At 56.8% G+C, this 25,845-nt stretch carries 22 protein-coding genes; 11 read left to right on the top strand and 11 right to left on the bottom strand.

Annotated features, from left to right (window positions below; genetic code table 11):
• Nucleotides 1–17 precede the first annotated feature (17 nt).
• Together GSUB_RS04130 and GSUB_RS04125 are read left to right on the top strand one after the other, a co-directional pair.
• A complete protein-coding gene (locus tag GSUB_RS04130; RefSeq protein ID WP_144401943.1) occupies nt 18–479 on the top strand; it encodes a hypothetical protein in 462 nt (153 codons plus the stop codon).
• Between the two features lie 48 nt (nt 480–527).
• Complete coding sequence (locus tag GSUB_RS04125) at nt 528–3,458, top strand: DUF748 domain-containing protein (protein WP_040199323.1); 2,931 nt, start codon at nt 528–530, stop codon at nt 3,456–3,458.
• Between the two features lie 48 nt (nt 3,459–3,506).
• Here the strand turns inward: GSUB_RS04125 and GSUB_RS04120 are convergent, their stop codons facing one another.
• Entirely contained in the window at nt 3,507–3,827 is a 321-nt protein-coding gene (locus tag GSUB_RS04120; protein WP_040199321.1) for a hypothetical protein, read from the bottom strand.
• Between the two features lie 632 nt (nt 3,828–4,459).
• Between GSUB_RS04120 and GSUB_RS04115 the strand changes: the two genes are divergently transcribed.
• The 3 genes from GSUB_RS04115 to GSUB_RS04105 are packed head-to-tail and all read left to right on the top strand — an operon-like array spanning nt 4,460 to nt 7,838.
• Nucleotides 4,460–5,131 carry a succinate dehydrogenase cytochrome b subunit gene (locus tag GSUB_RS04115; protein ID WP_084211741.1) on the top strand — a complete coding sequence of 224 codons (672 nt, stop codon included), beginning with the start codon at nt 4,460–4,462 and terminating at the stop codon, nt 5,129–5,131.
• Nucleotides 5,132–5,142: 11 nt separating this feature from the next.
• Nucleotides 5,143–7,059 carry a fumarate reductase/succinate dehydrogenase flavoprotein subunit gene (locus tag GSUB_RS04110; protein WP_040199319.1) on the top strand — a complete coding sequence of 639 codons (1,917 nt, stop codon included), beginning with the start codon at nt 5,143–5,145 and terminating at the stop codon, nt 7,057–7,059.
• Complete coding sequence (locus GSUB_RS04105) at nt 7,059–7,838, top strand: succinate dehydrogenase/fumarate reductase iron-sulfur subunit (RefSeq protein WP_040199317.1); 780 nt, start codon at nt 7,059–7,061, stop codon at nt 7,836–7,838. Before GSUB_RS04110 ends, GSUB_RS04105 begins: the two co-directional genes overlap by 1 nt.
• A gap of 157 nt (nt 7,839–7,995) precedes the next feature.
• On the opposite strand, the gene GSUB_RS04100 is transcribed toward GSUB_RS04105, so the two are convergent.
• The 6 genes from GSUB_RS04100 to GSUB_RS04075 form a co-directional block, all read right to left on the bottom strand.
• Nucleotides 7,996–8,703, bottom strand: a complete 708-nt coding sequence (locus GSUB_RS04100) for an SH3 domain-containing protein (protein ID WP_040199316.1) — start codon at nt 8,701–8,703, stop codon at nt 7,996–7,998.
• A 104-nt stretch (nt 8,704–8,807) separates the two neighbouring features.
• Nucleotides 8,808–9,284, bottom strand: coding sequence for a hypothetical protein (locus GSUB_RS04095; protein ID WP_040199315.1), 477 nt, complete (start codon nt 9,282–9,284; stop codon nt 8,808–8,810).
• Nucleotides 9,285–9,622: 338 nt separating this feature from the next.
• Nucleotides 9,623–10,975, bottom strand: coding sequence for a sigma 54-interacting transcriptional regulator (locus tag GSUB_RS04090; protein ID WP_040199314.1), 1,353 nt, complete (start codon nt 10,973–10,975; stop codon nt 9,623–9,625).
• Nucleotides 10,976–10,998: 23 nt separating this feature from the next.
• Complete coding sequence (locus GSUB_RS04085) at nt 10,999–11,592, bottom strand: hypothetical protein (protein ID WP_040199313.1); 594 nt, start codon at nt 11,590–11,592, stop codon at nt 10,999–11,001.
• A complete protein-coding gene (locus GSUB_RS04080) occupies nt 11,585–13,030 on the bottom strand; it encodes a HAMP domain-containing sensor histidine kinase (protein ID WP_040199312.1) in 1,446 nt (481 codons plus the stop codon). Before GSUB_RS04080 ends, GSUB_RS04085 begins: the two co-directional genes overlap by 8 nt.
• Nucleotides 13,031–13,081: 51 nt before the next feature.
• Entirely contained in the window at nt 13,082–14,419 is a 1,338-nt protein-coding gene (locus GSUB_RS04075) for a radical SAM family protein (RefSeq protein WP_040199311.1), read from the bottom strand.
• Nucleotides 14,420–14,491: 72 nt separating this feature from the next.
• Between GSUB_RS04075 and GSUB_RS04070 the strand changes: the two genes are divergently transcribed.
• Both GSUB_RS04070 and GSUB_RS17885 read left to right on the top strand, forming a co-directional pair.
• Nucleotides 14,492–16,183, top strand: a complete 1,692-nt coding sequence (locus GSUB_RS04070) for a B12-binding domain-containing radical SAM protein (RefSeq protein ID WP_040202063.1) — start codon at nt 14,492–14,494, stop codon at nt 16,181–16,183.
• Between the two features lie 26 nt (nt 16,184–16,209).
• Nucleotides 16,210–17,886: a diguanylate cyclase gene (locus GSUB_RS17885; protein WP_144401942.1), complete on the top strand. Its 1,677-nt coding sequence runs from the start codon at nt 16,210–16,212 to the stop codon at nt 17,884–17,886.
• Nucleotides 17,887–18,105: 219 nt separating this feature from the next.
• Here the strand turns inward: GSUB_RS17885 and GSUB_RS04060 are convergent, their stop codons facing one another.
• Nucleotides 18,106–19,803 (bottom strand): DUF6178 family protein, encoded by a 1,698-nt coding sequence (locus tag GSUB_RS04060; RefSeq protein ID WP_040199309.1) that lies wholly within the window; start codon nt 19,801–19,803, stop codon nt 18,106–18,108.
• Nucleotides 19,804–20,194: 391 nt separating this feature from the next.
• Between GSUB_RS04060 and GSUB_RS04050 the strand changes: the two genes are divergently transcribed.
• The 4 genes from GSUB_RS04050 (at nt 20,195) to GSUB_RS19350 (ending at nt 24,295) form a co-directional block, all read left to right on the top strand.
• Complete coding sequence (locus GSUB_RS04050; RefSeq protein WP_052464518.1) at nt 20,195–21,034, top strand: XdhC family protein; 840 nt, start codon at nt 20,195–20,197, stop codon at nt 21,032–21,034.
• A complete protein-coding gene (locus GSUB_RS04045; RefSeq protein WP_040199307.1) occupies nt 20,949–21,551 on the top strand; it encodes a nucleotidyltransferase family protein in 603 nt (200 codons plus the stop codon). The genes GSUB_RS04050 and GSUB_RS04045 overlap by 86 nt, the downstream gene beginning before the upstream one ends.
• 135 nt (nt 21,552–21,686) lie before the next feature.
• Complete coding sequence (locus GSUB_RS04040) at nt 21,687–22,853, top strand: ATP-binding protein (protein ID WP_052464515.1); 1,167 nt, start codon at nt 21,687–21,689, stop codon at nt 22,851–22,853.
• A gap of 170 nt (nt 22,854–23,023) precedes the next feature.
• A complete protein-coding gene (locus tag GSUB_RS19350; protein WP_052464512.1) occupies nt 23,024–24,295 on the top strand; it encodes an OmpA family protein in 1,272 nt (423 codons plus the stop codon).
• A gap of 91 nt (nt 24,296–24,386) precedes the next feature.
• Here GSUB_RS19350 and mnmM read toward each other — a convergent pair whose 3' ends face one another.
• The 3 genes from mnmM to GSUB_RS04020 are packed head-to-tail and all read right to left on the bottom strand — an operon-like array spanning nt 24,387 to nt 25,836.
• Complete coding sequence (gene mnmM / locus GSUB_RS04030; protein ID WP_158414037.1) at nt 24,387–25,010, bottom strand: tRNA 5-(aminomethyl)-2-thiouridylate-methyltransferase MnmM; 624 nt, start codon at nt 25,008–25,010, stop codon at nt 24,387–24,389.
• Nucleotides 25,011–25,014: 4 nt separating this feature from the next.
• On the bottom strand, nt 25,015–25,494 hold the full coding sequence (locus GSUB_RS04025) for a tellurite resistance TerB family protein (protein WP_040199305.1): 480 nt from the start codon (nt 25,492–25,494) through the stop codon (nt 25,015–25,017).
• Nucleotides 25,495–25,836: a DUF190 domain-containing protein gene (locus GSUB_RS04020; RefSeq protein ID WP_040199304.1), complete on the bottom strand. Its 342-nt coding sequence runs from the start codon at nt 25,834–25,836 to the stop codon at nt 25,495–25,497.
• Nucleotides 25,837–25,845 lie beyond the last annotated feature (9 nt).

Below are 25,845 nucleotides of genomic sequence, written 5' to 3'. Positions count from 1 at the left end.
CCGGAGAACCAAAATCCATGCCGCTTCACATCGCACGGATCCTTCTTTTTATCGCAGCGCTCAGCCTTGCTGCCTGCGGTGGCGGGAGCAGCAGCGAAGTACGTCAACCGACACCCGCCGACACCTTGAACATATCGGGAATTGTTGTCGACGGCCCCATCGCCGGGGCACGCGTTGAGATTCGAGAAAAAATCGGCAACGAAGAAAAAACGATTCACCAGTGCTGGGATACCGGAAAAGGCACCTGCATTACGACAACCGTCAATGAGGGCAGGTTCTCTTTTTTTTTCGACGGCCGGAACAAGATCAGGGCCTCAGCACCGACGGGGAGATCCGGGTCGGAAACCTGTGTCAGGAGATATTCGTCGGTCGCCCACACCCCGCCTTCCTTTGTGGTTGCACGGCAGGTGATTTTGGTTATAGTAAATTCATTGCGCCTGCCGTTTCGCAGCCTGAGAGGCCGCAAACGACGTGTTTGACCCGCCACGCAGTAAAATTTCCTGCAACAGGCACAGAATAAGAGACCCATGACTGAACCCAAGCCACAGGAAGAATCTTCCCCGCCTTTAAAACGCCGCCGCCGTCTCTGGTGGATCCTTGCAGGACTTGTGATCGCAACGATCATTCTGCTGGCGGCTACGCCATTTGCGATCCGCTGGGGGATTGAAAAGGCCCTGTCCGATCAGGGCGCGCCCAATGCCCAGGTCAAGGATGTGGATTTCAATCCATTTACCGGGGTTCTGGTGATCAAAGCATTCCGCGGCAATGTTCAGTCGGAGCAACAGAGGCTGGCGGCGGTCCAGATCCAGGCTCAAATCGACTGGTTCCCCCTGTGGCAGAAAAACATCTATATTCCCGAGATCGCCCTGCGTGATGTGGATCTGCACCTTCAACGAGACGATAACGGTAGCTGGACCATTGGAGAGTTGAATCTCCCTTCAGAATCAGAGTCCGGAAAAAAGCCCGAAGAAGACGAGGACAAGGCCGACGGGAAAGAACCCTGGGGGTTTGGAATCGGGCAGGTGGCCCTTGAGAATGTCCGCATCCACTATCGCGATCCAAAGATCGTTGTCAACGCCCGGGTTGCCAACGCCCGGCTCGGCTCATTTGAAACCTGGAGCCCTGAACAGGCGACCCCGTTCGATCTGGATCTGACCGTCAACCAGGGACGCATACGATTGGAAGGCGAGACACGTCCGCTGTCCTCTCACCCGGAAGCTTCCGCCCGTCTGCGCATCGACCAGCTGCCCATCGGCTGGCTGCAGCCGCTGCTGGAAGAACATTCAGTCTCGCAGCTGAGCGGCAATTTCGATACGGACCTGCAGATCGCAATGAAGACGGACCAGGAAACCTCCTTGCCAGGTTTCTCGGTGGAGGGATCAATCGGTCTGGATTCGGCATCCCTGGACCATTCACAAGCAGGAATAGGCCACCTCGAATTGACCTGGGACGGGAAGACAAAGGTGCGGCTTCTGCCGGAGGAAGCTCCGCCGGAGTGGAGCGTCGATGGCGACCTGCATCTACTGTCCGAATCCCTGCAGTGGACCGACGATGTGACGGAACGCAGTGCAGGCGGGGATATGGAGCTGACCCAGCGCATCTGCGCACAGCAAAAAAATCAGGAAGCCCTTGAAGCATCTCTTGACGGCAGCCTTCACCTCGCCGGCCTGAATTACCGCGATTTGCAGGTTTCCCTGAAACGCGGCAGCCTGACCTGGGAAGGCAATGTCGCCCTGGAGCACAGCACCCGGAAACCGCAACCAGCCATTGAGGCGCAAGGGACACTGGCGGTTCCGGATCTTGCTCTTGACCTGATTGAAGCCGGATATGGGATCGCGCAACAAAAATTCACCGCCGACATCAAAGTGGAAGTCCCCGCAGAAGGGGCCCCTGCCGAACAGCTTGGCCTCGCCGCGACCTTGTCCCTGGAAGGGCTTGACATCTCAAATCTGCGCCAGGAGAGCAAGCTGCTGCAGCTGGAACGTTTCACCGTGACGGATCTGGATATGGCCGGCATGAACTCAATCGGCGCGGCATCAATTCGACTTGACAACCTGCGGGCTGTCGAGCGTAAAAACAGGGAGACTCTCTCCACCCACGCCCCTGATGCTGTTTTAAGCTCGGGGCGAATTGAGCTGACCCAGGCGTCCCTCAAAGAGCTGAAGGCGTTGCGCACAAAGGAATTGCAGATCGAGGATCTCAATGCCTGGGTGTTGCGCGACAAGGATGGCCGGATTGAAGCCGTGCAGGCGCTTGCCCCTTCAGCCCGGGAGGATGGCCCGGATACCGGCGTACAGGAAAAGCCGTCCGCCGATGCCGAAACGGATTCAGAATCCCATTTTGAATTTTCGCTGCAGCGCTTCCTGCTGGCCGGAGACAATCGCATCGATTTCATCGACCGCAGCGTCACGCCCGAGGTGCATCAGACCCTCTCCGACCTCTCGCTGGAAGCGACCGGCATCGACAACAGCAAGCCTGGGCAAGACACCCGCATCACGGCTAAGAGTCATGTCGGTGAGCATGGCATTCTGAATCTCGACGGGAGCCTGAACCCCTTTGGCGACCAGTTCTCAAGCGATCTGCTTCTAAAGCTCAGGAACATCAATCTCTCCGCCGTGGACGGCTACCTGCGCAAGGCCATCGGCTATCGCTTTAAAAGCGGTCGGCTTGACGGCGAAATCAACGGCCAGGTCGAGAACGACCTGCTCGATTCAAATCTTGATCTGGTTTTCGCCCAACTGGAAGTTGAGGCAGTGCGCGAAGAAGACCAGACCGAAGCCAGCGGCGAGCTTGGCGTGCCCCTCGGGACGGCCCTCAACCTGGTGCGCGACAGTGACGGCACCATCCACCTCGACATCCCGATTCAGGGGGATTTCAACGACCCGGCCTTTCGGATCGGCAAGGTGGTGCGCACGGCAGTCTTTCAGACGTTGAAAAAGGGGATGGTCAGCTACTATGCCCCGCTGGGCGCATCGCTGCTGACCGGCGCCGCGTTGCCTGCCGGCGCAATCTGGGCAGTGGGGAAACTCTATGATATGGCAACGACCCTGCGTTTTGATCCCATGCTGTTTGGCCCGGGGGAATACAACCCGACGGAGCAGCAACAGCAGAAGTTGAAGGAGATGGCCCAGCTGCTTCAGGACCGTCCGGATGCCAGATTGGTGGTATGCGGCATTGCGGCGCCACCCGACCTCGAAGTACTGCGTGCCGAGCGCGCCGAATCACAGGACAACAAAAAGGACGAGGGCGCTGCGTCCACCGGAGAATCAAAGCCTGAACCTTCGCCACCTGCCAGCGAGGAGGAAAAGCAGGCGATGTATGAACTGGCCCGGCAGCGAGCCGGCACTGTACAAACCAGCCTCATTGAAGCAGGGATCGCTGAAGACAGAATCCTGACCTGCAGTCCCGACTATCAGTCACAGCAACAGGCACAACCGCGGGTTGAACTGGGTATCTGACCCTGCCCCCTCATGCCTTCAGACTGGCACTATGGAGCGTCGGAAACATCAGGGCAGCAGTTCGCGCTCGTAAAGCAGCGAGCGAACTTCATTCCACCGGCTGCGCAGAAGCTCAATGCGCCCATCACTCTCCCGGGGACCGGCCTCAAGAGAAGGGCCGCCAAAAGGGGTGGACCCCTTGGTCCGGCTGGCGCGGGATTCTCGCGCCAACTGATCGCTGAGCCGCTGATAATACCCTAACAGTTCTGTATCCGTCATCGTCAGGTAGTCGCGCTCAATCAGCTCGTTCGTCCGGGCGCCGAGCCCCGCACCGCACCCGACAACGAGCAGGCACAAGCTCAAACCGGCAACAAGTCTGCGCCAATCCATAATGTCCCCTTTTCAGATAAAAGTTATCCTTGATGGCGTCGCAAAAATCCCGCCCTACGGCGTTACGGCGTTTTTTCAGAATCTCGACATACCTGATGTATGCCTTCGCCCCTGAAAAACCACCAGGCCTTGCAGGACAAAATTTTTGCTTAACCATCCTCTCAATTTTTGCCAGTGCGTCATCCTTGATCTCAAAAACTATTCCGACCCACAGGGTCAAGATTCAAACGCCGTTCCAAACCAGACGATTTCTTTGCCATTGTCATGAAAGTAAAAATTGACATTTTTGTCATGGACTGCTAGAAGAGTATGGATTGTGTATACAATCTACAAATTCCATCTGCAATAGAAGCATTTTTATTATGTTATATTAAGGAGATGAAAGAGCTTGCATCCTGCTGGGTCGCGACTTCTTTGTCCCTTTTTCCCAACACATTGTCAATGGAAGACTTCGTTCCATGAATGTCGGCATGAACAGATGCATGGTCTGCGGACGCGCTCCGCCGATCTGAGTCGGTTTTTCGCCACCGGAGCAATCCGGTTTTGCTTCAATAGATAAATATCGGAGAGAGTGCCTCCCGGCATGAGGTCGGGCAGGTGAGTCAAACAATCTTTTCCAGGGGATGATGGGTATGCAAATGTTATTTGGATCCTCGGTGGGTAAGAAAGTCCTCATGGCGACAACAGGTTTGATCCTGGTTATGTTCGTCATCGTCCACCTCATCGGGAACAGCTCGGTCTTTGTTGGTCCCGACGGCATCAACGCCTATGCGGCAAAGCTCCACTCCTTAGGGCCGGTGGTCTGGCTGTTCCGCCTGGTGATGCTGGGTGTTTTTCTGGTTCATATCTGGCTGGGCATCAAGCTGACGCTTGAGAACAAGATGGCCCGCCCGGTTGAATATGCCCAGAAGAAAAACCTGCGCACCAGCTATGCGGCACAGATCATGATCTACACCGGTATCGTGCTGTTGATCTTCGTTATCTACCACCTGTTCCACTTCACGGTGCGTGTCACGAATCCCGACATTTCCAATCTTGTCGACGCCGCCGGACGCATGGACGTCTACTCCATGGTGGTGCTGAGCTTCCAGAAATTCTTCATCGCACTGACCTATGTCATTGCCATGGTTTTTCTGCTGCTGCATCTCAGCCACGGCATCGGCAGCATGTTCCAATCCTCGGGCCTCAACAACGCCCGTACGCTGCCGACGATCGAAACTGTCGGCAAGTGGATTGCAATCGTGCTGATGGTCGGTTATGTCTCCATTCCGATCTCCATTCTCGTAGGCATCGTTAAACTTTAGGGGGAACTATCGTGATACTCGACGGCAAATGTCCTACCGGACCGATTGAGAAATCCTGGGACAAGCACCGCTTCGACATGAAGCTGGTCAATCCCGCCAACAAGCGTAAATTCAAAGTGCTCGTGGTCGGCACCGGCCTCGCCGGCGGCGCTGCGGCAGCCTCCCTGGGCGAACTCGGCTACAATGTCGAGGCCTTCTGCTACCAGGACAGCCCGCGCCGCGCCCACTCCATTGCAGCGCAGGGCGGCATCAATGCCGCTAAAAACTACCCCAACGACGGCGACAGCGTCTGGCGGCTGTTCTATGACACCGTCAAGGGCGGCGACTTCCGTGCTCGTGAGGCCGACGTCTACCGCCTGGCTCAAGTGAGCAACAACATCATCGACCAGTGCGTCGCACAGGGCGTTCCCTTTGCCCGCGACTACGCCGGCTACCTGGACAACCGCTCCTTTGGTGGCGCGCAGGTTTCACGTACATTCTACGCTCGCGGCCAGACCGGCCAGCAGCTCCTGCTCGGCGCCTACTCCGCACTATGCCGCCAAATCCGCGCTGGCTCGGTCAAAATGTTCGCCCGCCGTGAAATGCTGGACCTGGTTGTTGTTGACGGCGAAGCCAAAGGCATCACCTGCCGCAATCTTGTGACCGGCGAAATCGAATCCTACTGGGGCGACGCGGTCATCCTGGCCACCGGCGGCTACGTCAACGTCTTTTATCTTTCCACCAACGCCATGGGCTGCAGCGTCACGGCCGCCTGGAAAGCAGCCAAAAAAGGCGCTTTCTTCGCCAATCCCTGCTTCACCCAGATCCACCCGACCTGCATCCCGCAGCACGGCGAGCATCAGTCCAAACTGACCCTGATGTCTGAATCGCTGCGTAACGACGGTCGCTGCTGGGTCCCCAAGAAGAAAGAGGATACCGGCAAGGCTCCTGGAGATATCCCCGAAGAAGACCGTGACTACTACCTGGAGCGCAAATACCCCTCATTCGGCAACCTTGCTCCCCGCGACATCGCATCGCGCGCTGCCAAAGAACAGTGCGATGACGGGCGCGGCGTCGGCCCCGGCGGGCGCGGCGTCTACCTCGATTTCGCCGACTCCATCGAGCGCGTCGGTGAAGACACCATCCGCGCCCGCTACGGCAACCTGTTCCAGATGTATGAGAAGATCACCGACGAGGATGCCTATAAGCGACCGATGCGCATCTACCCTGCGCCTCACTATTCCATGGGCGGCCTGTGGGTTGACTACAACTGCATGAGCAACGTTCCGGGTCTTTTTGTTCTGGGTGAAGCCAACTTCTCGGTGCATGGCGCGAACCGCCTCGGGGCTTCAGCCCTGATGCAAGGCCTGGCTGACGGATATTTCGTCATCCCCTACACCATCTCCGATTACCTGGCGCGCATCACCCCCGGAAAAATCACCACCGACCATCCCGAATTCAAGAAGTCGGCACAAGATGTCGAAGCACAAAGCAACAAGCTTCTGTCAATCAACGGCAAGAAGACCCCGGCGGAACTTCACCGCCAACTCGGCCGCGTCATGTGGGAAAATGTCGGCATGGCCCGCAGCAAGGAGAGCCTCAATAAGGCCCTCCAGGAAATCCCCAAGATCCGTGATGAGTTCTGGAACAACGTCAAGGTTACCGGGGAAAACGGGGACTTCAACCAGCAGCTCGAAAATGCCGGTCGTCTCGCCGACTTCCTGGAATTCGCCGAGATCCTGACCAAAGATGCGCTGCACCGTGAAGAATCCTGCGGCGGACACTTCCGTGTCGAACATCAGACCGAAGACGGCGAAGCCATGCGTGACGACGAGAACTTCGCGTATGCAGCTGCCTGGGAATTCAAGGGCGTGGGCAAAGAGCCCGAACTGCACAAGGAGCCCCTGAAATTTGAAAATGTCCAACTTGCCGTAAGGAGTTACAAATAATGAATCTCACACTGTACGTTTGGCGGCAGAAGGGGCCCAACGACAAAGGCAAACTGGAAAAGTACGAAGCCAAGGATGTCAGCCCCGATTCGTCTTTCCTCGAAATGCTCGACGAAGTCAACGAGGATCTGATCAAAAAGGGGATAGACCCCATCGCCTTTGATCACGATTGTCGCGAGGGAATCTGCGGCATGTGCTCGCAGGTGATCAACGGCATCGCACATGGGCCTGACGACGAAATTACCGTATGTCAGTTGCACATGCGGCGCTTCAAGGATGGCGATTCTGTCTTCGTTGAGCCCTGGCGTTCCAAGGCGTTCCCCATTGTCAAGGACCTGGTGGTCGACCGCAACGCCCTTGACCGCATCATGCAGGCCTATGGCTATGTGAGCTGCCACACCGGCGGCTGCCCCTCGGGCGGTTCCACCCACAATGGCGGGGTGCCCGATTCAAACGCAACGGTCATTCCCAAGCCTGATGCCGACGCAGCCATGGATGCAGCAGCCTGCATCGGTTGCGGTGCCTGTGTGGCAGCCTGCCCCAATGCGTCTGCCATGCTGTTCACCTCGGCCAAGGTTTCGCAGCTCGCGCTGCTGCCCCAGGGCCGGGTGGAGGCGGCACGCCGTGTCCGGGCCATGGTCGAAGCGATGGATGGCGAAGGCTTTGGCAACTGCACCAACCACTACGAGTGCGAAGCGGCATGCCCGAAGGGGATCAGCGTCTCCTTCATCGCCCGCATGAACCGCGAACTGCTCAAGGCGCTGCCCAAAGAAGCCTGATAAGCGTCACTCAAATCACTATAAATTCCACTTCAATGAGGGCGGCCTTTTATGGCCGCCCATTTTTTTATATTTTCATCTGGTTGAAATATCGAGGTTAGGTCCCCATGCTGAAAAGCTGAAAAAATATTTACCAGTTTTTCATACTTTCAGTGGTTCAACCCATGAATGAGGACTTTTTCCGCCGGGAAAACTTCCCGCTGAGCCAGCCGATAAAAAAGACCCCGCCCCCGGCAAGAAACCATTGAATGATTCCTTTCATCATCAGCTTCTGATTCTGCTCGGCCAAACGGACATTCTCCTCACTCAAACGGGATTGGTCGGTATGCAGCTGCTTATTCTCCTCAGCCAACTGAACGACGTTTTCCGATTGGGCTTTGAGCTTTTCATATTTTTCACGGATGACATCGTAGTTCTCCATGCGGGTCTGTTTTTCCTGTTCCAGATCAGCAATCAGGGCCTCCAACTCGGCAATCCGCTCCCTGTCCTGGGCACGTACATCTTTTGATGTGTCGTGAAGGCCTGAAAGCTCTTCCCGGCATTTTTTCAGCATGCCATCCAGGGACGCGTTTTCTTTCTTCAGATGATCGATCTGGCGGGGCTTCGGCAGTTGAGGGCTGATATACTGCTTAAGCACGTAGCCTTCCTTGCCTCCCGGCTCACGGACACGAAAAAACGCCCCCTGCTCTCCAAGAATCTCTACGGCGGTATCGGTACGCAGAGTCTTGATCATCGGCGCAGAATCCCGTGCAGCTTCCCGCAATGTGATCACCAACTGATCACTGACATATCGGGTTTCAGCCAGACCGCCGGACGGCAGCAACAGAAGGACAGACACGGATCCAATCACGACTTTACGAATCATAATGAGGTCTCCATCGCGAAAAAAACCCGTCCAACGGAAGGGCAGGAGCCGCCGGACGGGAATAAAAACAGGTCAAACCGAGTTGTCGAAAGTCAAACGTTTTATCAGTTGAAATCGTAGCAAAACCGATCTTCCACAAAGGTGCCTCCGAACTGGGCGGTGAAAGTAAATTCATATCGACCACTGCGTGGCTCCGTGAGCACTGTATAGTACCCCCAGGCAGCCTTTTTGCCAATGGCAGTGACTTCAACTCCAATCGGTGTTTCTGCATTGAAATAAACCTGTGCGCCATCGAGTGCATGGCCGCTTTCCACATCGGTCAGTGATGCAAAAATCTTCAGTTCGCTTTGGGCGGGAAAGTCCTGACTCCCTGCCAGATAAGGACGATCCTGAGTCCGCACTTCACCAAGGCGATAGCTCAAGCGAACTCCATCATACTCCAGAGACCGGACTTCGGGAAGTGCCGTAATGCGGCGCACCTCCATATCATCGGGATATCCGGTCTGGCCGGCGTATGCGGCAAGCCCCATGACCATGGCGACGCCCAGCACGGCCAATGAACGCCAAATGGAATTTTTCAAGAAAAACTCCTTACCATTACGCTAATGGCTCATAAAAGATCAGGCTTGACGAGAAAATTCCAGGGATTTACATCCTACCAAAATCTATGCATGAATTAGAAGCAAACAAAGTACCAAGTCTGCAGCCGCGCGGCGAGCACACAATATGGCCAGGTTGGTAGAAGAACTACGCCCGAACCTGTCGCCTTCTGGAGACAAAGCACCCCAGGTTGAGTCATCAAACTGACAATTTTTTTCAAACTGCCGGGAAAAACAACGTAATAGGCAATTGTCGCCTTCTGGAGACATGCTCTCCTAGAGAGCCTTGCGCGAACCCTGAATGAGCTTGAAATGGTTATCTACTTAAATAATGCCGGAGCAATATGGTGGCGATTGAGCAATTTGTAAAATTCCGTCCGGTTGCGCTTGGCCAGGCGTGCGGCCTGCGCAACATTACCATTGGTTATTTTGAGCAAACGGACCAGGTAGTCCTGCTCAAAGCGGCGCCGGGCCTCGGCAAAGGGAGGAATTTCCTCGGGCGTTTCACGCAAGGCATGATTGACAAGATCGGCGGCGATGACCGACGTCGTCGATAATGCGACGGCCTGCTCCACAACATTGCACAGCTGCCGGATATTGCCGGGCCATGAAGCGCCAACCAGGGTTTCCATCGCTTCCGGGGAAAAACCACTGACCTTCTTGCCAATCTGCTCACTGAACTGACGCAGAAAATGGTCGGCCAGCAGAGGGATATCCTCGCGCCTCTGCGCAAGCGTCGGCAAATCGAGCGAAACCACGTTGAGGCGATAGTAGAGGTCTTCGCGGAAATTTCCGGCTTCAATTTCCTCCTCAAGATTCCGATGAGTCGCAGAAATAATGCGTACGTCAACAGGAATCGTTTGTGAAGCTCCAACCGCGCGCACCTGCCGCTCCTGGACGACGCGCAGCAACTTGACCTGTAGCGCGGAAGGCATGTCTCCGATTTCATCCAGGAAAAGCGTTCCCCCGTCGGCAGACTTGAAAAGACCGGGGTGGTTGCGATCTGCACCGGTAAATGCGCCCTTGGCATGCCCGAAAAGTTCTGACTCGAGCAGGGAATCGGGAATGGCGCCGCAGTTAATGGCGACAAAAGGTTTGTCGCGACGGTTGCTGGCACGATGAATGGCGCGGGCCAGCAACTCTTTGCCGGTACCGCTTTCGCCACGAAGCAGCACACTTGCGCCGCTGGCTGCAGCGAGGTGGGCCTTGGCCAGCAGATCTTCCATCAGCGGACTGCGCGTCAGCAGCTCCCTGCGCCAGTCCTGGTCGCCATCGGAATCCGCCTGCCCGGCAGTGTCAGCCGAGAGGGTAAGGGCTCTTTCGATTTCCCGCAGCAGGTCGCGACTGTCAAAGGGCTTGGTCAGAAAGGTAAAAACTCCGCGTCTCGTCGCATCCACCGCGTCAGGGATGGAGCCATGTGCGGTCAGGATAATCACCGGCAGGGAACCGTGGCTCCGGCGCACCGCATCGAAAAGGGCCAGGCCGTCCATCCCTTCCATGCGTAAATCGGTTATGACCAGGTGCGGACGGATCACAGGGATACGGGCCAGAGCTTCTTCCGCACTCTGTGCCAGGCTCACCTGGTAACCATGCCGCTCAAGCCGCATTGAAAGCAATTGCAGCAGATCCTGATCGTCATCAACCAGAAGAATTTTCTTTTCGTTTTGGCTCATAGGGGGAAATCTTTATAGACCGCTCACATGCCGGGAAGGCTTTCGACTTCACGGGATTTCAAGATATTTTCAATATTTTTAAGTTCATTCAACTGGCGTGCCAAATGTTCATTGGCACGCTTTTCATCGACTAATTGCGCGGTGAGAAGATTATGCTCGCGGGCAAGCGCTTCAAGCAGATTGGCCAGGGCGCCAAGACCTGCATCCCCCTGTTCCTGAGAGTCCCGTCCGTAGTCCTGTAAAAGTTTCCGGCCCTCGGAAAAGTCGGTAAAAGACCTTCCCGGTTGAATTTGAAGCAGGGCCAGGCGCAAGCGCACCTGCTGATCAGGACTGTCATCGAACTGGTTCTTTACTTCTTGATAGACCTGATCCTGCTCATCAGGAGACAGCGTCTCAAGGTAAGCTAAAAACGTTAAAAGGGATTCAGCCTCGCTTGTATCGACACTGTGTTCAAACTCTGCGTCGATCAGATTTCCCTCTGCGTTCACGGCCTCATCAGCGATCTCGGGCGCGGCAGGAAGCTGAGCAGGGAGATGGAGTTCGCGCAGGAAAGCACACCCGCCGAGCAACAGTACGGCAAACAGCGCCGGCAGTAAAAACTGAAAAGTCCTACTCATGAGGGGTCTCCATCTTCATCGGCAAATGGAGGCGAAACAGCGCTCCACCATAGGTACTTTTTTGAAGTTCGATCCGCCCATTGAACCCATCGACATATTCCTTGACAATTGACAAGCCGAGCCCTGTCCCCTGGACGGGACCGAGACAGGGGGCGCTGCCCTGAAAGAATGGTTCAAAAATCTTTTTTTCCTCTGTTTCATCCACCCCGGGACCTGAATCGGACACATCTATCAGGGTTTCATCGTCCGCAGACCTTACTGAGACTTCCACCCGTCCCCCGGAGGGAGTGTTTTTTACCGCATTGGACAGTAAATTGTCCAAAACAGTGCGCAGACGGTCCCGGTCGACGGTCAGCTCTCCAGGACGAAGATGGGTTTTGATCTGCAGGTTTTTTTTCAGGACCACGGCCCGATGATCCTGCAGCAGCGCTTCGATCATCTCCTGCAGATCGACCTTTGTTTCACTTCGGATGCTGCGGGTCGGATTACGGCTGAATCCAAGCAGGTTTTCAATCATCTTCTGCAACTGTACGCTGTTTTTTCCAAGTATTCTGGCAATCTCGCGCTGCTGTTTGGTCAGGGGGCCGCCCACCTGTTCGATGAGAAGTTCCGAACCTTCGCGGATTGAGGCCAGCGGGGTTTTCAGCTCATGGGAAACATGGGCAAGGAAGCGATGTTTTTCTCTCTCAACTTCGCCGAGGCGCTGGCGAAGCCAATCCAGGCGCTGCCCCAGATCACGAAGGTCTTGAGGACCGCCGACACTGATCTCGGTGGAAAAGTCCCCCTCGCCCAGGCGCATGATCTTTTTATTGATCTGCTGCACCGGGCGCGAAAGCCGCCTGACGAAGAACGCGACCAGCAACAGGGTCAGGGGCAGCAGACCCAGGGACGTCCAGATCAGAAGATTCTGCACCTTGGAGGCTCTGGCATGCAGACTGTCCACCTCCCGTACAATGAGGTCATAGCTGTTGAAATAAACCGTCTTAGCCATAGCGTTGAGACGCACGAATTCATCAAGATCGAGATCGGAGACAGAACTCTCTCCATTGCCAGCAGCAAAGAGCAGCTCAGCGGTCAACGCATCGACTCCTTCCCGCAGGCTCTCCAGAACGCCATGCTGGGACGGATCGGCCAGAACCGCAAGATTCTCGATCCGAGTGAGGACATCATCGCGCTTGTGCGCAACATCCTCAAGCAGGGCGGGCTCCTTGAGTACCTGGTACTGGCGGGCACTTCGCTCCAGATCCACCAGGCGCTCTACCAGCACCCGCCCCCCTTCGGTCGCGGAAACAGAGCGGTACACCGTTTCGGTCCCCTGATCCACCATCCCCCGCACTGAAACCTGGGCGGAAATCAGGGCAATCAACAGCGGCATCAGAACCACGCTGAAGCCAATCAGAACGAGAACGAGAAAGGATTTGGGCCGAAACAAGCTCATATCGACATCTTTTCAGAGAACGTCATCTTTTCAACGTTCAATGCGGGGCAATTAAATCTCATCAATCGGCCAGGCGCGCTCAAATCCGGGCGGGAAGAACTGTTCCCGGGTTCGATTGAAATAACCGTACTGAAGCCGCGGCACCCGCTTTTTGATCTCCTGCATCATCGCCAGCATACCATTGCCGTTGGATTCTTCATCCATCGCACTCCAGTACCAGGCCGGGTCGATGCTCAGGTTGCGCAGCTGCACCAGGTCGACTCCGGTCTCTTCCACCAGCTCAACAAAAGCCTCGATCTCCTCCCGCTGATCGGTCACACCGGGGAACACCAGGTAATTGATCATGGTAAACAGCCCGGAGCTTTTGGCGCGTCGCAGAGATTCAACCACGTCAGCAAAACAGTACCCACGCGGGCGATGATAAGCCGTATAGCGCTTTTCCCGCACTGAATTGAGCGATACGCGGATCGAATCGAGGCCCACTTCGGCAAGACGGGGGATCACATCGGGAATCGATGCGTTGGAGTTGAAATTGATGGTGCCCCTGCCGGTGCGACGACGCATTTCCCTGACCGCGGGAATGATGGTTTCGGCCTGCAGAATCGGGTCTCCCTCGCAGCCCTGGCCAAAGGAAACGATCGCGTTTTTGGCCTTTTCCAGGTGGGGGACCGCCACCTCGCACAACTCCTCGACGGTCGGGACAAACTGAATGCGTTCCTGGCTGGAAGGGCAGCATTCATTGGCTTCAGGCTGGAGGGACAGGCAACCGAGACAAGCCGAATTGCAGGCGGGCGATGTCGGCAGCGGCGCCTCCCAGCGTTCAAAGAACAGGTTTTTGGCGGCAAAACAGTGGTAATCAAGGGCGCAGCGCGCCAACTGCTCCAGCAGGCGGTTGCCGCTCTGTTGGCGTAGACGGCGCCGAACCAGCGGATCAAGCTCGCGGTCATCGAAGTGATCGGGCTCCCATTGCCGGTTGCTGTCAACCCGGGAGGCCGCCACATAAAAACGTTCCTCTTCCACGCACCAGGCTACAGCGGTATAGGCCCACAGGGGAAGCGTCTGCTTTTTACGCTGATAATCGGCGGCGGGCAACAGGGTCCGGGTGTACCCCGGCGCCATAAAAGCGCATACGGCCTGGGCACGACCGCCTCCCCATTCGCGGGGCAGATGCTCAACGGTAATGAACTCCCTGCGCTGAGGATCATACCCCACCGGGGGCATCTCGGGCAGGGTGAAGAGACGACTGCCTTCAGGAAGGGGAATCATCTCTGCAGCAACGGGGAGACAAGGGGTCATGCCGTTCATACCGGCCATCATCAGGTCGGGATGTTCGAACATTTCACCGCCATCATCGGCAACTACGGTAAGAAATGTTTTCTGTTCTGACATCTATGGAGTTCTCCTGCGGTTTACACAAAATTTCTCTTCACGCCGAAGCGACTGTTGGTTATTCTGGCGCTCATGCGTATTCTTTTGGCGACACTTCACAGCAAATTTATCCATGCCAGCCTCGCCCTGCCCTATCTGGCCGCCTACTGCAGCGACCTGGGGCAGTTCGTGATCCGCGAATTCACCATTCACGAACCCCGGGAAAATATCCTGGCCATGATTCTGGCCGAAGATCCCGACGTGGTGGCATTTTCGGTCTACCTCTGGAACCGGCGGGAGACCTTCGATCTCATCGACGCCCTCGGCGTGGTGTGTCCGGATCTGCGCATCGTCGTGGGCGGCCCGGAAGTCTCGTTCGAAGCCCCGTCCCTTTTCGACCGACACCCCGGTCTGACCGCCCTCATCCGTGGAGAGGGGGAGCTTCCCTTTCGCGGCCTGCTTCAGGCCTGGGCAAAAGGGGAAAAGCCGTCGCAGGTGCCACGCCTGATGTGGCGAGAGGGAAACCAGGGGGGCCAGGGGCCCGATACCCCGCCGATAGAAGATCTGGATGCGATCCCCTCGCCGTTTGCCCTTGGCCTGATCGATCTCAACCGTGGATTCGTCTATTACGAGACCAGCCGCGGTTGCCCCTATCGCTGCGCTTTCTGCCTGAGCGCGCGCGATGAGCGGGTGCGCGCCTTCAGCATGGAGAGGATCCGATCAGACCTGCGCCTGCTGATGGACCATGAGGTTCCCAAAATCAAGCTGGTGGATCGCACCTTCAATTACGACGCAAAACGCGCACGGGAAATCTTCCGCGAAATCCTCACCCACAATCGCGGCAGTCATTTTCATTTCGAGATCGGCGCCCATCTGCTCGACGAAGCAACCCTGAGTCTGCTTGAGGAGGTCCCGCCGGGGATGTTCCAGTTTGAGATCGGGGTGCAATCCACCCTCCCCGGCACGCTGAACGTCATCAACCGCGAGGCGTCCCTTGAACTCCTGGAAACCAATGTGCGCCGCCTGCGTGAAAAAAGCAATGTTGCGCTGCACCTGGACCTGATCGCCGGGCTGCCGGAGGAAGGCTACATCGACTTTCTGAAATCCCTCGACCGGGTTGCCGCCCTTCGCCCCCATCACCTGCAGATCGAGCCGGTCAAACTGCTTCCGGGTGCCCCCCTGCGCGAACAGGCTCCAAATCTGCAATTGAAGTTCGACCCCAACCCTCCTTATACGGTCTTGCGCACCGCAGATCTGGACCACACCGACCTCGAGCGTCTTCGCGGCATCAGCCGCCTGCTGGATCTGACCTACAACGCCGGACGGCTGGACCGTTTTCTGGGTGCACTGCAGAAGTCAGCGGGCTCGTTCAGCGCGGCGCTGGAGCAGCTTGAAAACTACTGGCGCCGGGAGGGGCTTTTGCGCTTTCCCCTGTCGCAGAAAGCAGTCTTTGAACATCTTGCCCGATTCGTCTCCCAGGGCTTCTCTGCGCCCCGGCAGAATATTCTTCGCGAGCAGCTCGCCCGGGACTTCGCCCATTGCGAGAGAGTCGTGCCCGGCAACGCGCCGGATTTTTTTGATTCGCGCCTCCACCCGCAGGAGCAACAGCACGTTCATCGCCTTGTTCAGGAAGAAACCGCACGCGTCAAGGGACAGGGCGTCAAGATTCAATTTTTTGCAGCTGCGTTTCATCACCTTGAAGAGCTTGACGAGCGCCGCATTATCCTCTTTATTTATGAGACCGCCTCGGGCCGTGGCCTGAAGGTTAAAGAAATACGGCTGTAAACCTCTCTCCCCCGAAGTTGTTTCTCATGCGCCTGCAAACCCGCATCATCTTGCTGATGATTCTTTTTTTCATGCTGTTTCTCGCCTTCGGCGTCGTGTTGATCCGCGTTTTGCTGACGCCGGTGGAGATCACCGCCGAAGAGGAGATTGCCGAAATCAACCTGGCCCGCGTCGCCCAGGCCCTGCGGCGAGAATCGGAGCATCTGGGGGTGCTCATCGGCGACTGGGCGCAGTGGGATGAAACCTATCGGTTCGTACAGGATCGCAACCTGAAGTTCCAGGTCACCAGCCTGTCTCCCGACACTTTTCGCAAGACACGCCTTGATCTGCTCATCTTTATCGACAAAGAAGGCGAAACGGTCTGGAGCAATCAATTTGACCGGCCGGCACAGCAGCAGCGCCACATCAGCGAGCTTCCCTCGGGGACCTGGCCGCTTGATCATCCTCTACTGCAGTTCGAAGATCCGAAAAAACCCAAAACCGGCATCCTCGTCACGGGCCATGGTCCCCTGCAGATCGCGTCGAGTCCGGTTCTGACCAGCATGGGCACTGGCGCGCGCCAGGGCACGGTCATCATGGGGCGTTTTCTGGATCAGGACGAAATCAAGCGCCTCAATGAGCAAACGCGCGTCAGCTTTGCTCTGCATCCCGCCAGTGAGGCCCGGGTTCCCGACGAGAAATACCGGCTGCCGTACTACCTCGATCGCTTTGATCTGCTGCCCGAAGCACGCGCTTTGCTGCACGACCCGGACTTCTCCCATCTCCTCGGCGAAGACTCTGAACTCTCGCAGCCCCGCTTCTACCGCGACCCTCAGGCACCGGATCGCATGCGGATTTTTGCTCATTACCCCGATATCCACGGAGAACCGGCGCTTCTGCTGGAAGTTCGAGTGCCGCGCATCTTCAACCATCTCGGCCGGCGTCTGGCAATGGTTGTCTTTGCCTCCCTGGCGGCAATCGGCATCCTTTTTTCCGCGGTTCACCTGATCATCATCAGGCGCATCGTCACCAAACCGCTGGGACGGTTACGCCAGCACATCGCAGAAGTCCAGACGGATGAGAGCCTGTCTGAGCGTATCGGCGTCAGGAGCAACAGTGAGATCGGCGAACTTGTTCACGAATACAACAAGATGCTTGAGCGCCTGGAAGAGGACCGCCGCCGCCGGGTCGAGGCCGAAGAACAATTGCGCGCCAGCGAGCGGCGCTTCAAAGAACTGTCAATCCGCGACGATCTGACCGGGCTCTACAATACCCGCTACTTCTATCAGGGGCTCAAGCACCACTTTGAAAAGTGCGCCCGGCTCAATAGGCCGCTGGCTCTGATATTCCTGGATGTCGACCGCTTTAAACAGGTGGTTGACACTCATGGGCACATCAGGGGAAGTCAGGCACTGCGGGAAGTGGCCCAGACGATCAAGGCCTGCATCGAAGCCCCCGCTTTTGCCGTCGCCTATGGCGGAGACGAATACGTGGTAGTCCTGCCGGACAAGAATCGCGCCGATGCCGTTCGCAAGGCTGAAGAGATCCGCGCACACATGTCCGCGACCTCCTACCTCGCCGCGCACGGCCTTGATGTGCGGCTCACTGCCAGCTTCGGAATTGCGGGATTTCCCGAAGACGCGCAGGATCTGGAGGAATTGCTGGCAATCGCCGACAGCTCCCTGTTCTACGTTAAAAGTATCGGCCGCGACGGCATTGCCTGACCTTCCACCTTCTGGATTTCTGCTAGTGTCCCGTGCGGTTAGTTCCATTCATTAATTATGGCCCTTTTGCCCGCTGCCTTCGTTGCGCCTCCTCGGCTTAGCTTCGGCTAGGCCTGCGTCGGCGTGCCTTGCCAGCAGGCAAAATTGCTCAGAATTATCTAAACGAACTAACCGCACGGGACACTAGGACATCATCATTGATCCCGTCGCAACCATAGGTCAGTCCAATCGAATGATCATCGCCCCGATGAATCGCACATCGAGCGCATCAGGTGCAAGGGTGCAGAATTGCTCCTGCCACAGGTCCAGGCAATAATCGGAAAATTCACCCGCCCCGGGCAAAAGGGACTCTGTGGCCTGGCGAATTTCCCGGCGAACCTCCTCGCGCAGGGTACCATCGGCGCAGACAACTTTGTGCAACTCAGGCAAAAGACGCTTGGCAATGGGGACCGGGGAAAAATCACGGCCCAGCAGGCGATTTCCCCAGGCGGTCAGAAACAAGTCCGAGAGCGCCAGGTCGCCGACCTGATCGGGCACGCACCCCTTGAGCACTTCGCCCTGCGGATCGGGCAGATCAAAACCGAGTCGCCCATCAAAAAGCTGTACCTGGATCTCGATACGACTCAACCACTGCTCGGCAAGACGAATGTCGTCGAGCCGCTTAAAAAAGCGCTCCCCAGCGCGATTGACCTCAACCATTCCTTCATAGAAACGGGGCCGTTTATAGCACAGGGACTCGACCAACGCCCTGAAAGGGCCATCGAGAAAGGTCATCGCACCGGATTGCTTCACAACACGGGCCCGCTCCCGCAGGGGCATGACCAACCCCAGCCCCAGCCGCAGCAGGTGCTCAAGGTATGCATGGGTAAAGCGCTGCATGGCCTTTTCAAAATCCCCGCGCCCCAGGTATTCAAGTGCAATATTGAGATAGCCGTAGACCTCCCGCGCCTTTTCGGCAATCTGCTCCAGATCTCCGACATCGGCCCGCTCGGCCATCATGACCTTGTTGAGCAGATAGGCCATCTCCCAGCAGGTTTCGGGCTCAATCCCGCGGGAAAGAATTTCGCCGAGCAGATCCCCCGCCGGCTCCACCAGGAAGAAACCCGGCGCCTCGACTCCATTCTCACCCGCCTGGAAGGGGATCTTACTTTCGGATCGCCGCTCGAAGATGCCGGCGTCAATGGGACTGAAGACACTCATAGCCTCGAAAGGATCGGGGAAACCACGGTCAAGCAGGCGTCCGCGCCGGTTCTCCTGAGCGACTTCCTCGATTTCGGCCGGGATCTCGTTGCGGACCGACTCCATCAACCCGATATAAAAATCGCGGTCGTGGCGATAGAGGATATCCAGGAACATCCCGACAATCTTGGCGCTTTCGGAATCACGAAAGTCCATGTCGTACAAGCGCTCAAGCCTGCCTTCAGCCAGGGCATCCTCATCGGTCAGAGACTCGAGCCCGCGGGTAATCGTAATGAACTTCTGCAACAAAACGGTCAAAAGGTCGAAATCGAGTTCGTGCGCCGTCCGCAGGACATTGTCCTCGCCGGTTTCCAGCAGCATGGCCAGCCATTGCAGAGCGGAATCGGGCAAAAACTCCTCGTCACGCCAGAAATCAAGATCAAAGAAAATCATCATCTGTTCGGTGTTGGTCATTGCCAGCAGTTCCGTGCAGTCTTCAGCCCCCAGTTCCTTGAGCAGAAGATAGATTTCCTGCGACGGCAGACGCTGCACCAACTCGGTGCTGTCAACGGCCTCGATGATCAGATCGTACTTCTGCCTCCCCACGGCATTGCGCACAATGCGCAGGCGCTCCTCGACCGTCAGAGCGTTGTATTCGCCGGCACGAAGAGTACGTGTCTCACGCAGCAGGGTCAGATGCCCCTTTTTCTTTTCCTGGGGCAGATCGATTCGTGGCATAGACTGTAATTCCTTTTATCGGCAGATGGGACTGAGTCACTGGACTGTTTCAAAGAAGAATCAAATCGCGCAAAATTCTCCGGCGAGCATCCGGACCCTGAGTTTCAAGAAGATACCTGCCCGTGGGCAGACCGTCGGAGCGTCAATGTAATCCAAGCCCTCCGGCAGGTCAAGCGTGTTGCGCCTGATTGTCAAAGGGGAAAAGCTCGAAAAATCATACTTTTCCCTCAAGAAATGGAGCTGGGCCAAAAGCCGTCCGGCATAAAGCACAAGCCTCTTTGAAATGTGAAAGGCCCTTGGTATACTCACAAACGAAAATCCGAAGCGGCGGCTTTGCCATTCAGGATTCTCAATCAAAAACAACACCCACACAGGGAGTCCAGACAGTCACATGGAAGATATCACTCTTTACGAGGAGATCATCCGCCTGAAAAACGGCGAACAGCCCGCCACCCTGGTCACACTGATCCGCTCAACCGGCTCCACTCCGCGCAAAGCCGGGGCTAAAATGCTGGTTCGATCGGACGGCAGCATCCATGGGACCATCGGCGGCGGACGCCTGGAGGTTGAAGTCATTCAAAAAGCTCTTGAGACGGTGGAAAAAGGCCGGCCGAGCACAGCGGAATTTGACTTGACCGAGGACTTCGGTCATGCCTGCGGCGGTCGCCTGATGTTCTATCTCGAACCAATCAATCCGCGGCCGTACCTGGTTATTTTTGGAGCCGGGCATATCGGGCGGATGCTGGCCCAACTGGCGAACCAAAGCGGATTTTACGTCACGGTGGTGGAGGAGAACCCACAGAGGCCGCCGCTGGAATGTGCCGATGAAACGATTTTCTGCTCTTTCGAAGAGGCCTTTCCGCGGCTGAAATGTGGCAAACGCTCTGCCATCGCCGTCGTTACCAGCGAGCACGAGCGTGATTTTTCAGTGGTGCGGGCCGCCCTGGACACCGAAGCCGGCTTTATCGGCATGCTGGGCAGTCGGCGCAAAAGGGCAGCCCTAGTCGACTACCTGCGGCGTTCAGGGCTCTCGGAAGACCAACTGGGGCGCGTGACATCGCCCATCGGTCTCGACATCGGCGCCCAGACTCCCTCGGAAATTGCGGTCAGCGTCGTTGCACAACTGATTTCTTTCAGGAGACAACATGTCGATGCCGATCGCGGCGATCGTGCTGGCAGCAGGCCGCTCGACAAGGATGGGCCGCTGCAAACAGCTTTTGCCCCTCAATGAGCGCCCTGCACTCCAACTCGTCCTCAACGCTCTGACCGAAGGGCAGGTAGCGCGAATAGCCGTCGTGCTTGGTCCCCAGGGCCTGGAGGTATCAAGCGCGGCTGAAGCGCGGGACACGATCCTTGTCACCAATCCCGACCCTGCGGGCGACATGGCATCTTCGGTGCTGGCGGGCCTGTCTGCCCTGGATCCAAGTTATGCCGCGATTTTAATTGCGCTGGCGGACATGCCTTTGATTCGCCCCACAACCATCCAGGCCCTGATCCAGTCCTACCGTCAGGCTCCCTGCGCAATCCTGATCCCGACCCACATGGGGCGCAGCGGGCACCCTCCCCTGTTTGCCCAATCCGTTCTCCGCCGGCTGCGTGCGGGGGAAACCCTGCGTGATCTGCGCAATCGCCACAAGGCAGACACCCGGCGATTCCCCGTGGATGATCCCGGCATCCTTCTCGACATGGATACATCGGAAGACTACTCTCATTTGAACGCCCTGCTCCAGAAACGGCAGGGGCGCTGACCAAACCTGTCTCTGCGCCGGTTTCCTTTGAGTAAAGAAGGCAAGGTGTGATAATCTGCAAGAAACCTTGTATTCCAGAGGACTTCGGATTCTGATAAAGCTGCCTACCTCCTTTTTCATTTGGAACGGACCCGCATGCCATCCCAAACTGTCGACAACATTGAAAAGACCAGTCATGCACCGGCGGAGCGTCTGACACAACCCCAGGCGTTTGCCCAGTATCAGTATTTTGCTGAAGATTCACTGCTGCGCCGTTTTCTGGATGCAATCCCGATTCAACTTGTTGTCCTCAATACGCATCGGCAGATCATTTTCAGCAACCGTGCCGTCCTTGAATTTCTCGGTGCCGCATCAGAAGATTCTGTCCTCGGCTCCCGCCCGGGTGAAGTCTTTGGCTGCATCAATGCCGACACCCTTCCGGGCGGTTGCGGCACAGCGGATATGTGCCGAACCTGCGGTGCGGTCAATGCCATACTTGCCGCGATTGACGGACAGCCCGGACACCAGGAATACCGCCTGACCCGTACTTTCGACAAACACACCGAAAGTCTTGATCTCAGGGTCGACACAATGCCCTTGGAGCATCGGGGGGAGAGGTTCGTTGTTTTTGCGGTCCAGGACATCAGCGACCAGAAGCGCCGCTCTGTTCTGGAAAACATCTTTTTCCACGACATTCTCAATCTGGCCGGCGGCGTCAAAAGCTTCGCTCAACTTCTGGCGGAAAACCCCGACGGAGCGGAGGCCCCCGAAATGGTGCGCCTGATCGAATCTGCCGCCTCACAGGTCGTGGAAGAGATCAACGCTCAACGCATGTTGCTGGCCGCGGAGAATAGAGAGTTGAAAGTCAGGCCGCAGTTGCTCAACGGCCCTGAAATTCTCAAGCGGGCTGCAGAACTCTATCAAAGCCATCCGGTCGCGGACCATCAGACCATCCACATCGAAACAGGCTCGGGTGATCCCTGGTTCACCAGTGACAAAGCGCTGGTCGGCCGAGTGCTGGGCAACATGCTGAAAAACGCCCTGGAGGCCGGCCGTAAAGGCGACAGGGTCACGCTCGGATTCAAGCGGCAGGGGCAACAGGTGCAGTTCCGGGTCCACAACCGCGCCTTCATCAAGAAGGACGTCCAACAGCAACTCTTCCAACGTTCATTTTCGACCAAAGGCCATGGACGTGGAATTGGCACCTACGGGATGCGCCTGCTTGCAGAAGAGTTTCTCGGCGGGCGGGTCGTTTTCGAATCAACGCCGGAAAACGGAACGACGTTCCAGCTGGTCCTGCCTCAGAACCTTCCATCAGACTGACGGACCATCCTTTCTGCCCGGACAAATCTTTTCGGTGCGCCGCAAATTGTTACAAAGCTTCATTGCAATCGCAGATTGCCCTGCTATTGTTTGCTATATCGTTTAATAAAAGAGACGCACAGGCTATTCACACCGGCGTCCCGACAATTCACCTTTGGAGGATTTATTTCATGAACACATTGTATCGAGGGATTCTGTCCTGCGCCCTGGCCGTCAGCCTGGCCCTGGCTGGGGTTGCAACCGCTTCGGCCGAGCAGAAGGAGAGGGCCTTTACCCTTTCCCCCATGGTGGGCGGCTACGTTTATGACGGCGCCGAGAACATTAAAGATGACATTCAGTACAGTCTTGGTATCGGCTACAACTTTACCAAGTCCTGGGGCGCTGAATTTGTCGCCGGCCTGACCCCCACCGACATTGACGAAGGCAACGGCGACGTCGATGTGATGCACTTCCGCATGGATGGCCTTTATCATTTCCTGACGGACAACGCCCTGGTGCCCTATCTGGCCGCCGGCGTGGGGCTGCAGAATAAAGACTACGAAGACGGCTCCGACGACAGCGAAGCTCTCTTCAACTGGGGTGGCGGGATCAAATACTGGCTGACAGAAAGAACCGCCCTGCGCGCCGATGTGCGGCATCTGCTGACCGGCGAGGCTGTCAACAACATGAGCTATTCCGCCGGCCTTGCATGGCAGTTCGCCGAAGCGGCCAAGCCCGAGCCCCGCGACAGCGACGGCGACGGCGTACCCGATGAGCGCGACCAGTGCCCCGGCACCCCCAGGGGTGTTCAGGTCGACAACAAGGGCTGCCCTCTTGACAGTGACGGCGACGGTGTCCCCGACTATCGCGACAAATGCCCCGGCACCCCCAAAGGCGTCCAGGTCGATGACAAGGGCTGCCCCCTTGACAGCGATGGCGACGGTGTCCCCGATCATCTTGACCAGTGCCCCGACACCCCCAAAGGCGCCTCTGTTGACGACAAGGGCTGTGCCCTCGACAGCGACGGCGACGGCGTACCCGATTATCGCGACAAATGCCCCGACACCCCGGCAGGCGAACTGGTCGATGAGGACGGCTGCACCCTCAAAATGACCATGCACATCAACTTCGATCTTGACAAAACAGCCATTAAACCCGAGTACGAATCAGAACTCGCCCGTGCGGCGGCCTTCATCCAGAAGCACCGCGACGTGCCTTACATCCTGGTCGCGGGTCATACAGACTCTCTGGGCAGTGAATCCTACAACAAGGATCTTTCCATGCGCCGCGCCCAGGCAGTCGTTGACTACCTGGTCAGCGAACATGGAATTGACCGCAAGCGGCTGGTCGCACGTGGCTACGGCGAGGCGCAACCGGTTGCCGACAACAGCACCGCTGAAGGACGCTATCAGAACCGCCGCGTCGAAACCATCTGCTGCATGGTGCTGCCGCCTGAAGAATAATCATCTTCGGCAATCACGAACGACACGCAAAAAGGCCGGGAGATTTCCCGGCCTTTTTTGCGTTGTTGGTCAGTATGGATGCCGCCGCCGTTCAGGCCGCTTTTTTCTCAGCCACCCACAGCAATGGGGCCTGAGGGCAATTTGCCGCCCGAAGATGCAGAACCTGCCACCTTTCGGGATCAAGACCGCTCAGCAGAAACCCGACCGCCTCGACCTCTTCCTGTCCCCCTTCATGACCGGGGTAGCCCACGACCGCCAGACGACCCTGATCCCTGAGGTGCCGCAACGCAACAGTCAGGGCTCTCAGAGTCGAATCCTTCTGCGTAACCAGTGAACGGTCTCCGTCGGGGAGGTATCCCAGGTTGGCGATAACGACACGCGGCGAATCAAAGTCATACTGCAGCCATTGAGCATGGCTGTCATGGATCAGATGAACACCAGGCTTTGCAAAGCTGCCAGGGTCTTCATAGGAGTGCAGAAACACGGGCACCCCTTCAGCCTGCAACAGAAGACGGGTCCTTTCCAGCGCGGCCTCCTGGACATCGAAAGCCACCACTGAACCCGAAGGCGCCACCTGTTGCCACAGAAAAAGAGTATCGCGCCCCGCCCCCGCGGTCAGATCCACTGCAAGATCACCGGTTGCCAGGACCTCCGCCAACAAGGATTGGGACCAGGGTACGATGCGGGTCAAGGGTAGGAGCAGAGCAGAACTCACCCGATCACCTCTTTCCCCCTTCGCCCTGCGCCAACATCTCACGCACATGCAATTTCGCATCGATCATCTCTTTATGCGACAACTTCAACAATGTGGCCAGTTGGCGGCTCAGTGCCTCTTCATAAGGATCTATCTTCCCATCTGCAAAAACGATCTGCCACAGATGCTCCATCACTTCAAGCTTTTCCTTTTTGCTGAAGTGATCGTTGATCTCCCTGGCAAACTGATAAAGATCAAGGCTTTCCTGCCGCCGTTGTTCCGCATAGAGACGAAGATCCTTGAGTGCGCGGGCGTCGAGGTCGAATTTTTCACCCAGAATCCGGTCGACAAGAATGGACTCCAGTTCGTGAAAACCATCATCCGTATGGGCCATTTCAAGCAGCAGCACCGCTGTCGCCACCCAGGTTCTGTCCGGCCCCTCGCTGGGAGTTTCTTCCGCCTCGCTCGACTGGAAACCAAAAATTTTCTTCAATGAATCAATCATTTATTTCTTCTCCTCAGGCCGATAGCGGATGACACGGGCTTTCTCGAGGGTGATCATACCGCCGGAGACCATCTCATCGAGGCGGTCCAGCACATTTTCAATCATCTCCGCAGATTCAACGACTTCGATCACGACCGGCAGATCTGAAGACAGGCGCAACAATCGATCGCTGTGCACCACGCTGCCGGCGCCGAATCCCATGACCCCCTTGAGGACAGTCGCACCGGCAAACCCTTCGCTTTTCAGCATCTCCACAATGGCCTCGTAAAGCGGTTTTCTCTGCCAGCGGTCGCTTTCACCAACAAAAATTCGCATCAGGGTCTGCTCGCCCTCAAGCTTCATGCGCACACC

It is taken from the genome of Geoalkalibacter subterraneus (assembly GCF_000827125.1).
GTDB classification, from domain to species: domain Bacteria; phylum Desulfobacterota; class Desulfuromonadia; order Desulfuromonadales; family Geoalkalibacteraceae; genus Geoalkalibacter_A; species Geoalkalibacter_A subterraneus.
This window is presented reverse-complemented; position numbering and strand designations above follow the sequence as displayed.

Coding starts and splice junctions, on each gene's coding strand:
- GSUB_RS04105 (WP_040199317.1), top strand. CDS start 7,059: ATGAATCTCACACTGTACGTTTGGCGGCAGAAGGGGCCCAACGACAAA.
- GSUB_RS04020 (WP_040199304.1), bottom strand. CDS start 25,836: ATGAAGCTTGAGGGCGAGCAGACCCTGATGCGAATTTTTGTTGGTGAA.
- GSUB_RS04125 (WP_040199323.1), top strand. CDS start 528: ATGACTGAACCCAAGCCACAGGAAGAATCTTCCCCGCCTTTAAAACGC.
- GSUB_RS04045 (WP_040199307.1), top strand. CDS start 20,949: ATGTCGATGCCGATCGCGGCGATCGTGCTGGCAGCAGGCCGCTCGACA.
- GSUB_RS17885 (WP_144401942.1), top strand. CDS start 16,210: ATGCGCCTGCAAACCCGCATCATCTTGCTGATGATTCTTTTTTTCATG.
- GSUB_RS04060 (WP_040199309.1), bottom strand. CDS start 19,803: ATGCCACGAATCGATCTGCCCCAGGAAAAGAAAAAGGGGCATCTGACC.
- GSUB_RS04050 (WP_052464518.1), top strand. CDS start 20,195: ATGGAAGATATCACTCTTTACGAGGAGATCATCCGCCTGAAAAACGGC.
- GSUB_RS19350 (WP_052464512.1), top strand. CDS start 23,024: ATGAACACATTGTATCGAGGGATTCTGTCCTGCGCCCTGGCCGTCAGC.
- GSUB_RS04120 (WP_040199321.1), bottom strand. CDS start 3,827: ATGGATTGGCGCAGACTTGTTGCCGGTTTGAGCTTGTGCCTGCTCGTT.
- GSUB_RS04075 (WP_040199311.1), bottom strand. CDS start 14,419: ATGTCAGAACAGAAAACATTTCTTACCGTAGTTGCCGATGATGGCGGT.
- GSUB_RS04025 (WP_040199305.1), bottom strand. CDS start 25,494: ATGATTGATTCATTGAAGAAAATTTTTGGTTTCCAGTCGAGCGAGGCG.
- GSUB_RS04130 (WP_144401943.1), top strand. CDS start 18: ATGCCGCTTCACATCGCACGGATCCTTCTTTTTATCGCAGCGCTCAGC.
- GSUB_RS04080 (WP_040199312.1), bottom strand. CDS start 13,030: ATGAGCTTGTTTCGGCCCAAATCCTTTCTCGTTCTCGTTCTGATTGGC.
- GSUB_RS04090 (WP_040199314.1), bottom strand. CDS start 10,975: ATGAGCCAAAACGAAAAGAAAATTCTTCTGGTTGATGACGATCAGGAT.
- GSUB_RS04070 (WP_040202063.1), top strand. CDS start 14,492: ATGCGTATTCTTTTGGCGACACTTCACAGCAAATTTATCCATGCCAGC.
- GSUB_RS04040 (WP_052464515.1), top strand. CDS start 21,687: ATGCCATCCCAAACTGTCGACAACATTGAAAAGACCAGTCATGCACCG.
- GSUB_RS04100 (WP_040199316.1), bottom strand. CDS start 8,703: ATGATTCGTAAAGTCGTGATTGGATCCGTGTCTGTCCTTCTGTTGCTG.
- GSUB_RS04085 (WP_040199313.1), bottom strand. CDS start 11,592: ATGAGTAGGACTTTTCAGTTTTTACTGCCGGCGCTGTTTGCCGTACTG.
- GSUB_RS04115 (WP_084211741.1), top strand. CDS start 4,460: ATGCAAATGTTATTTGGATCCTCGGTGGGTAAGAAAGTCCTCATGGCG.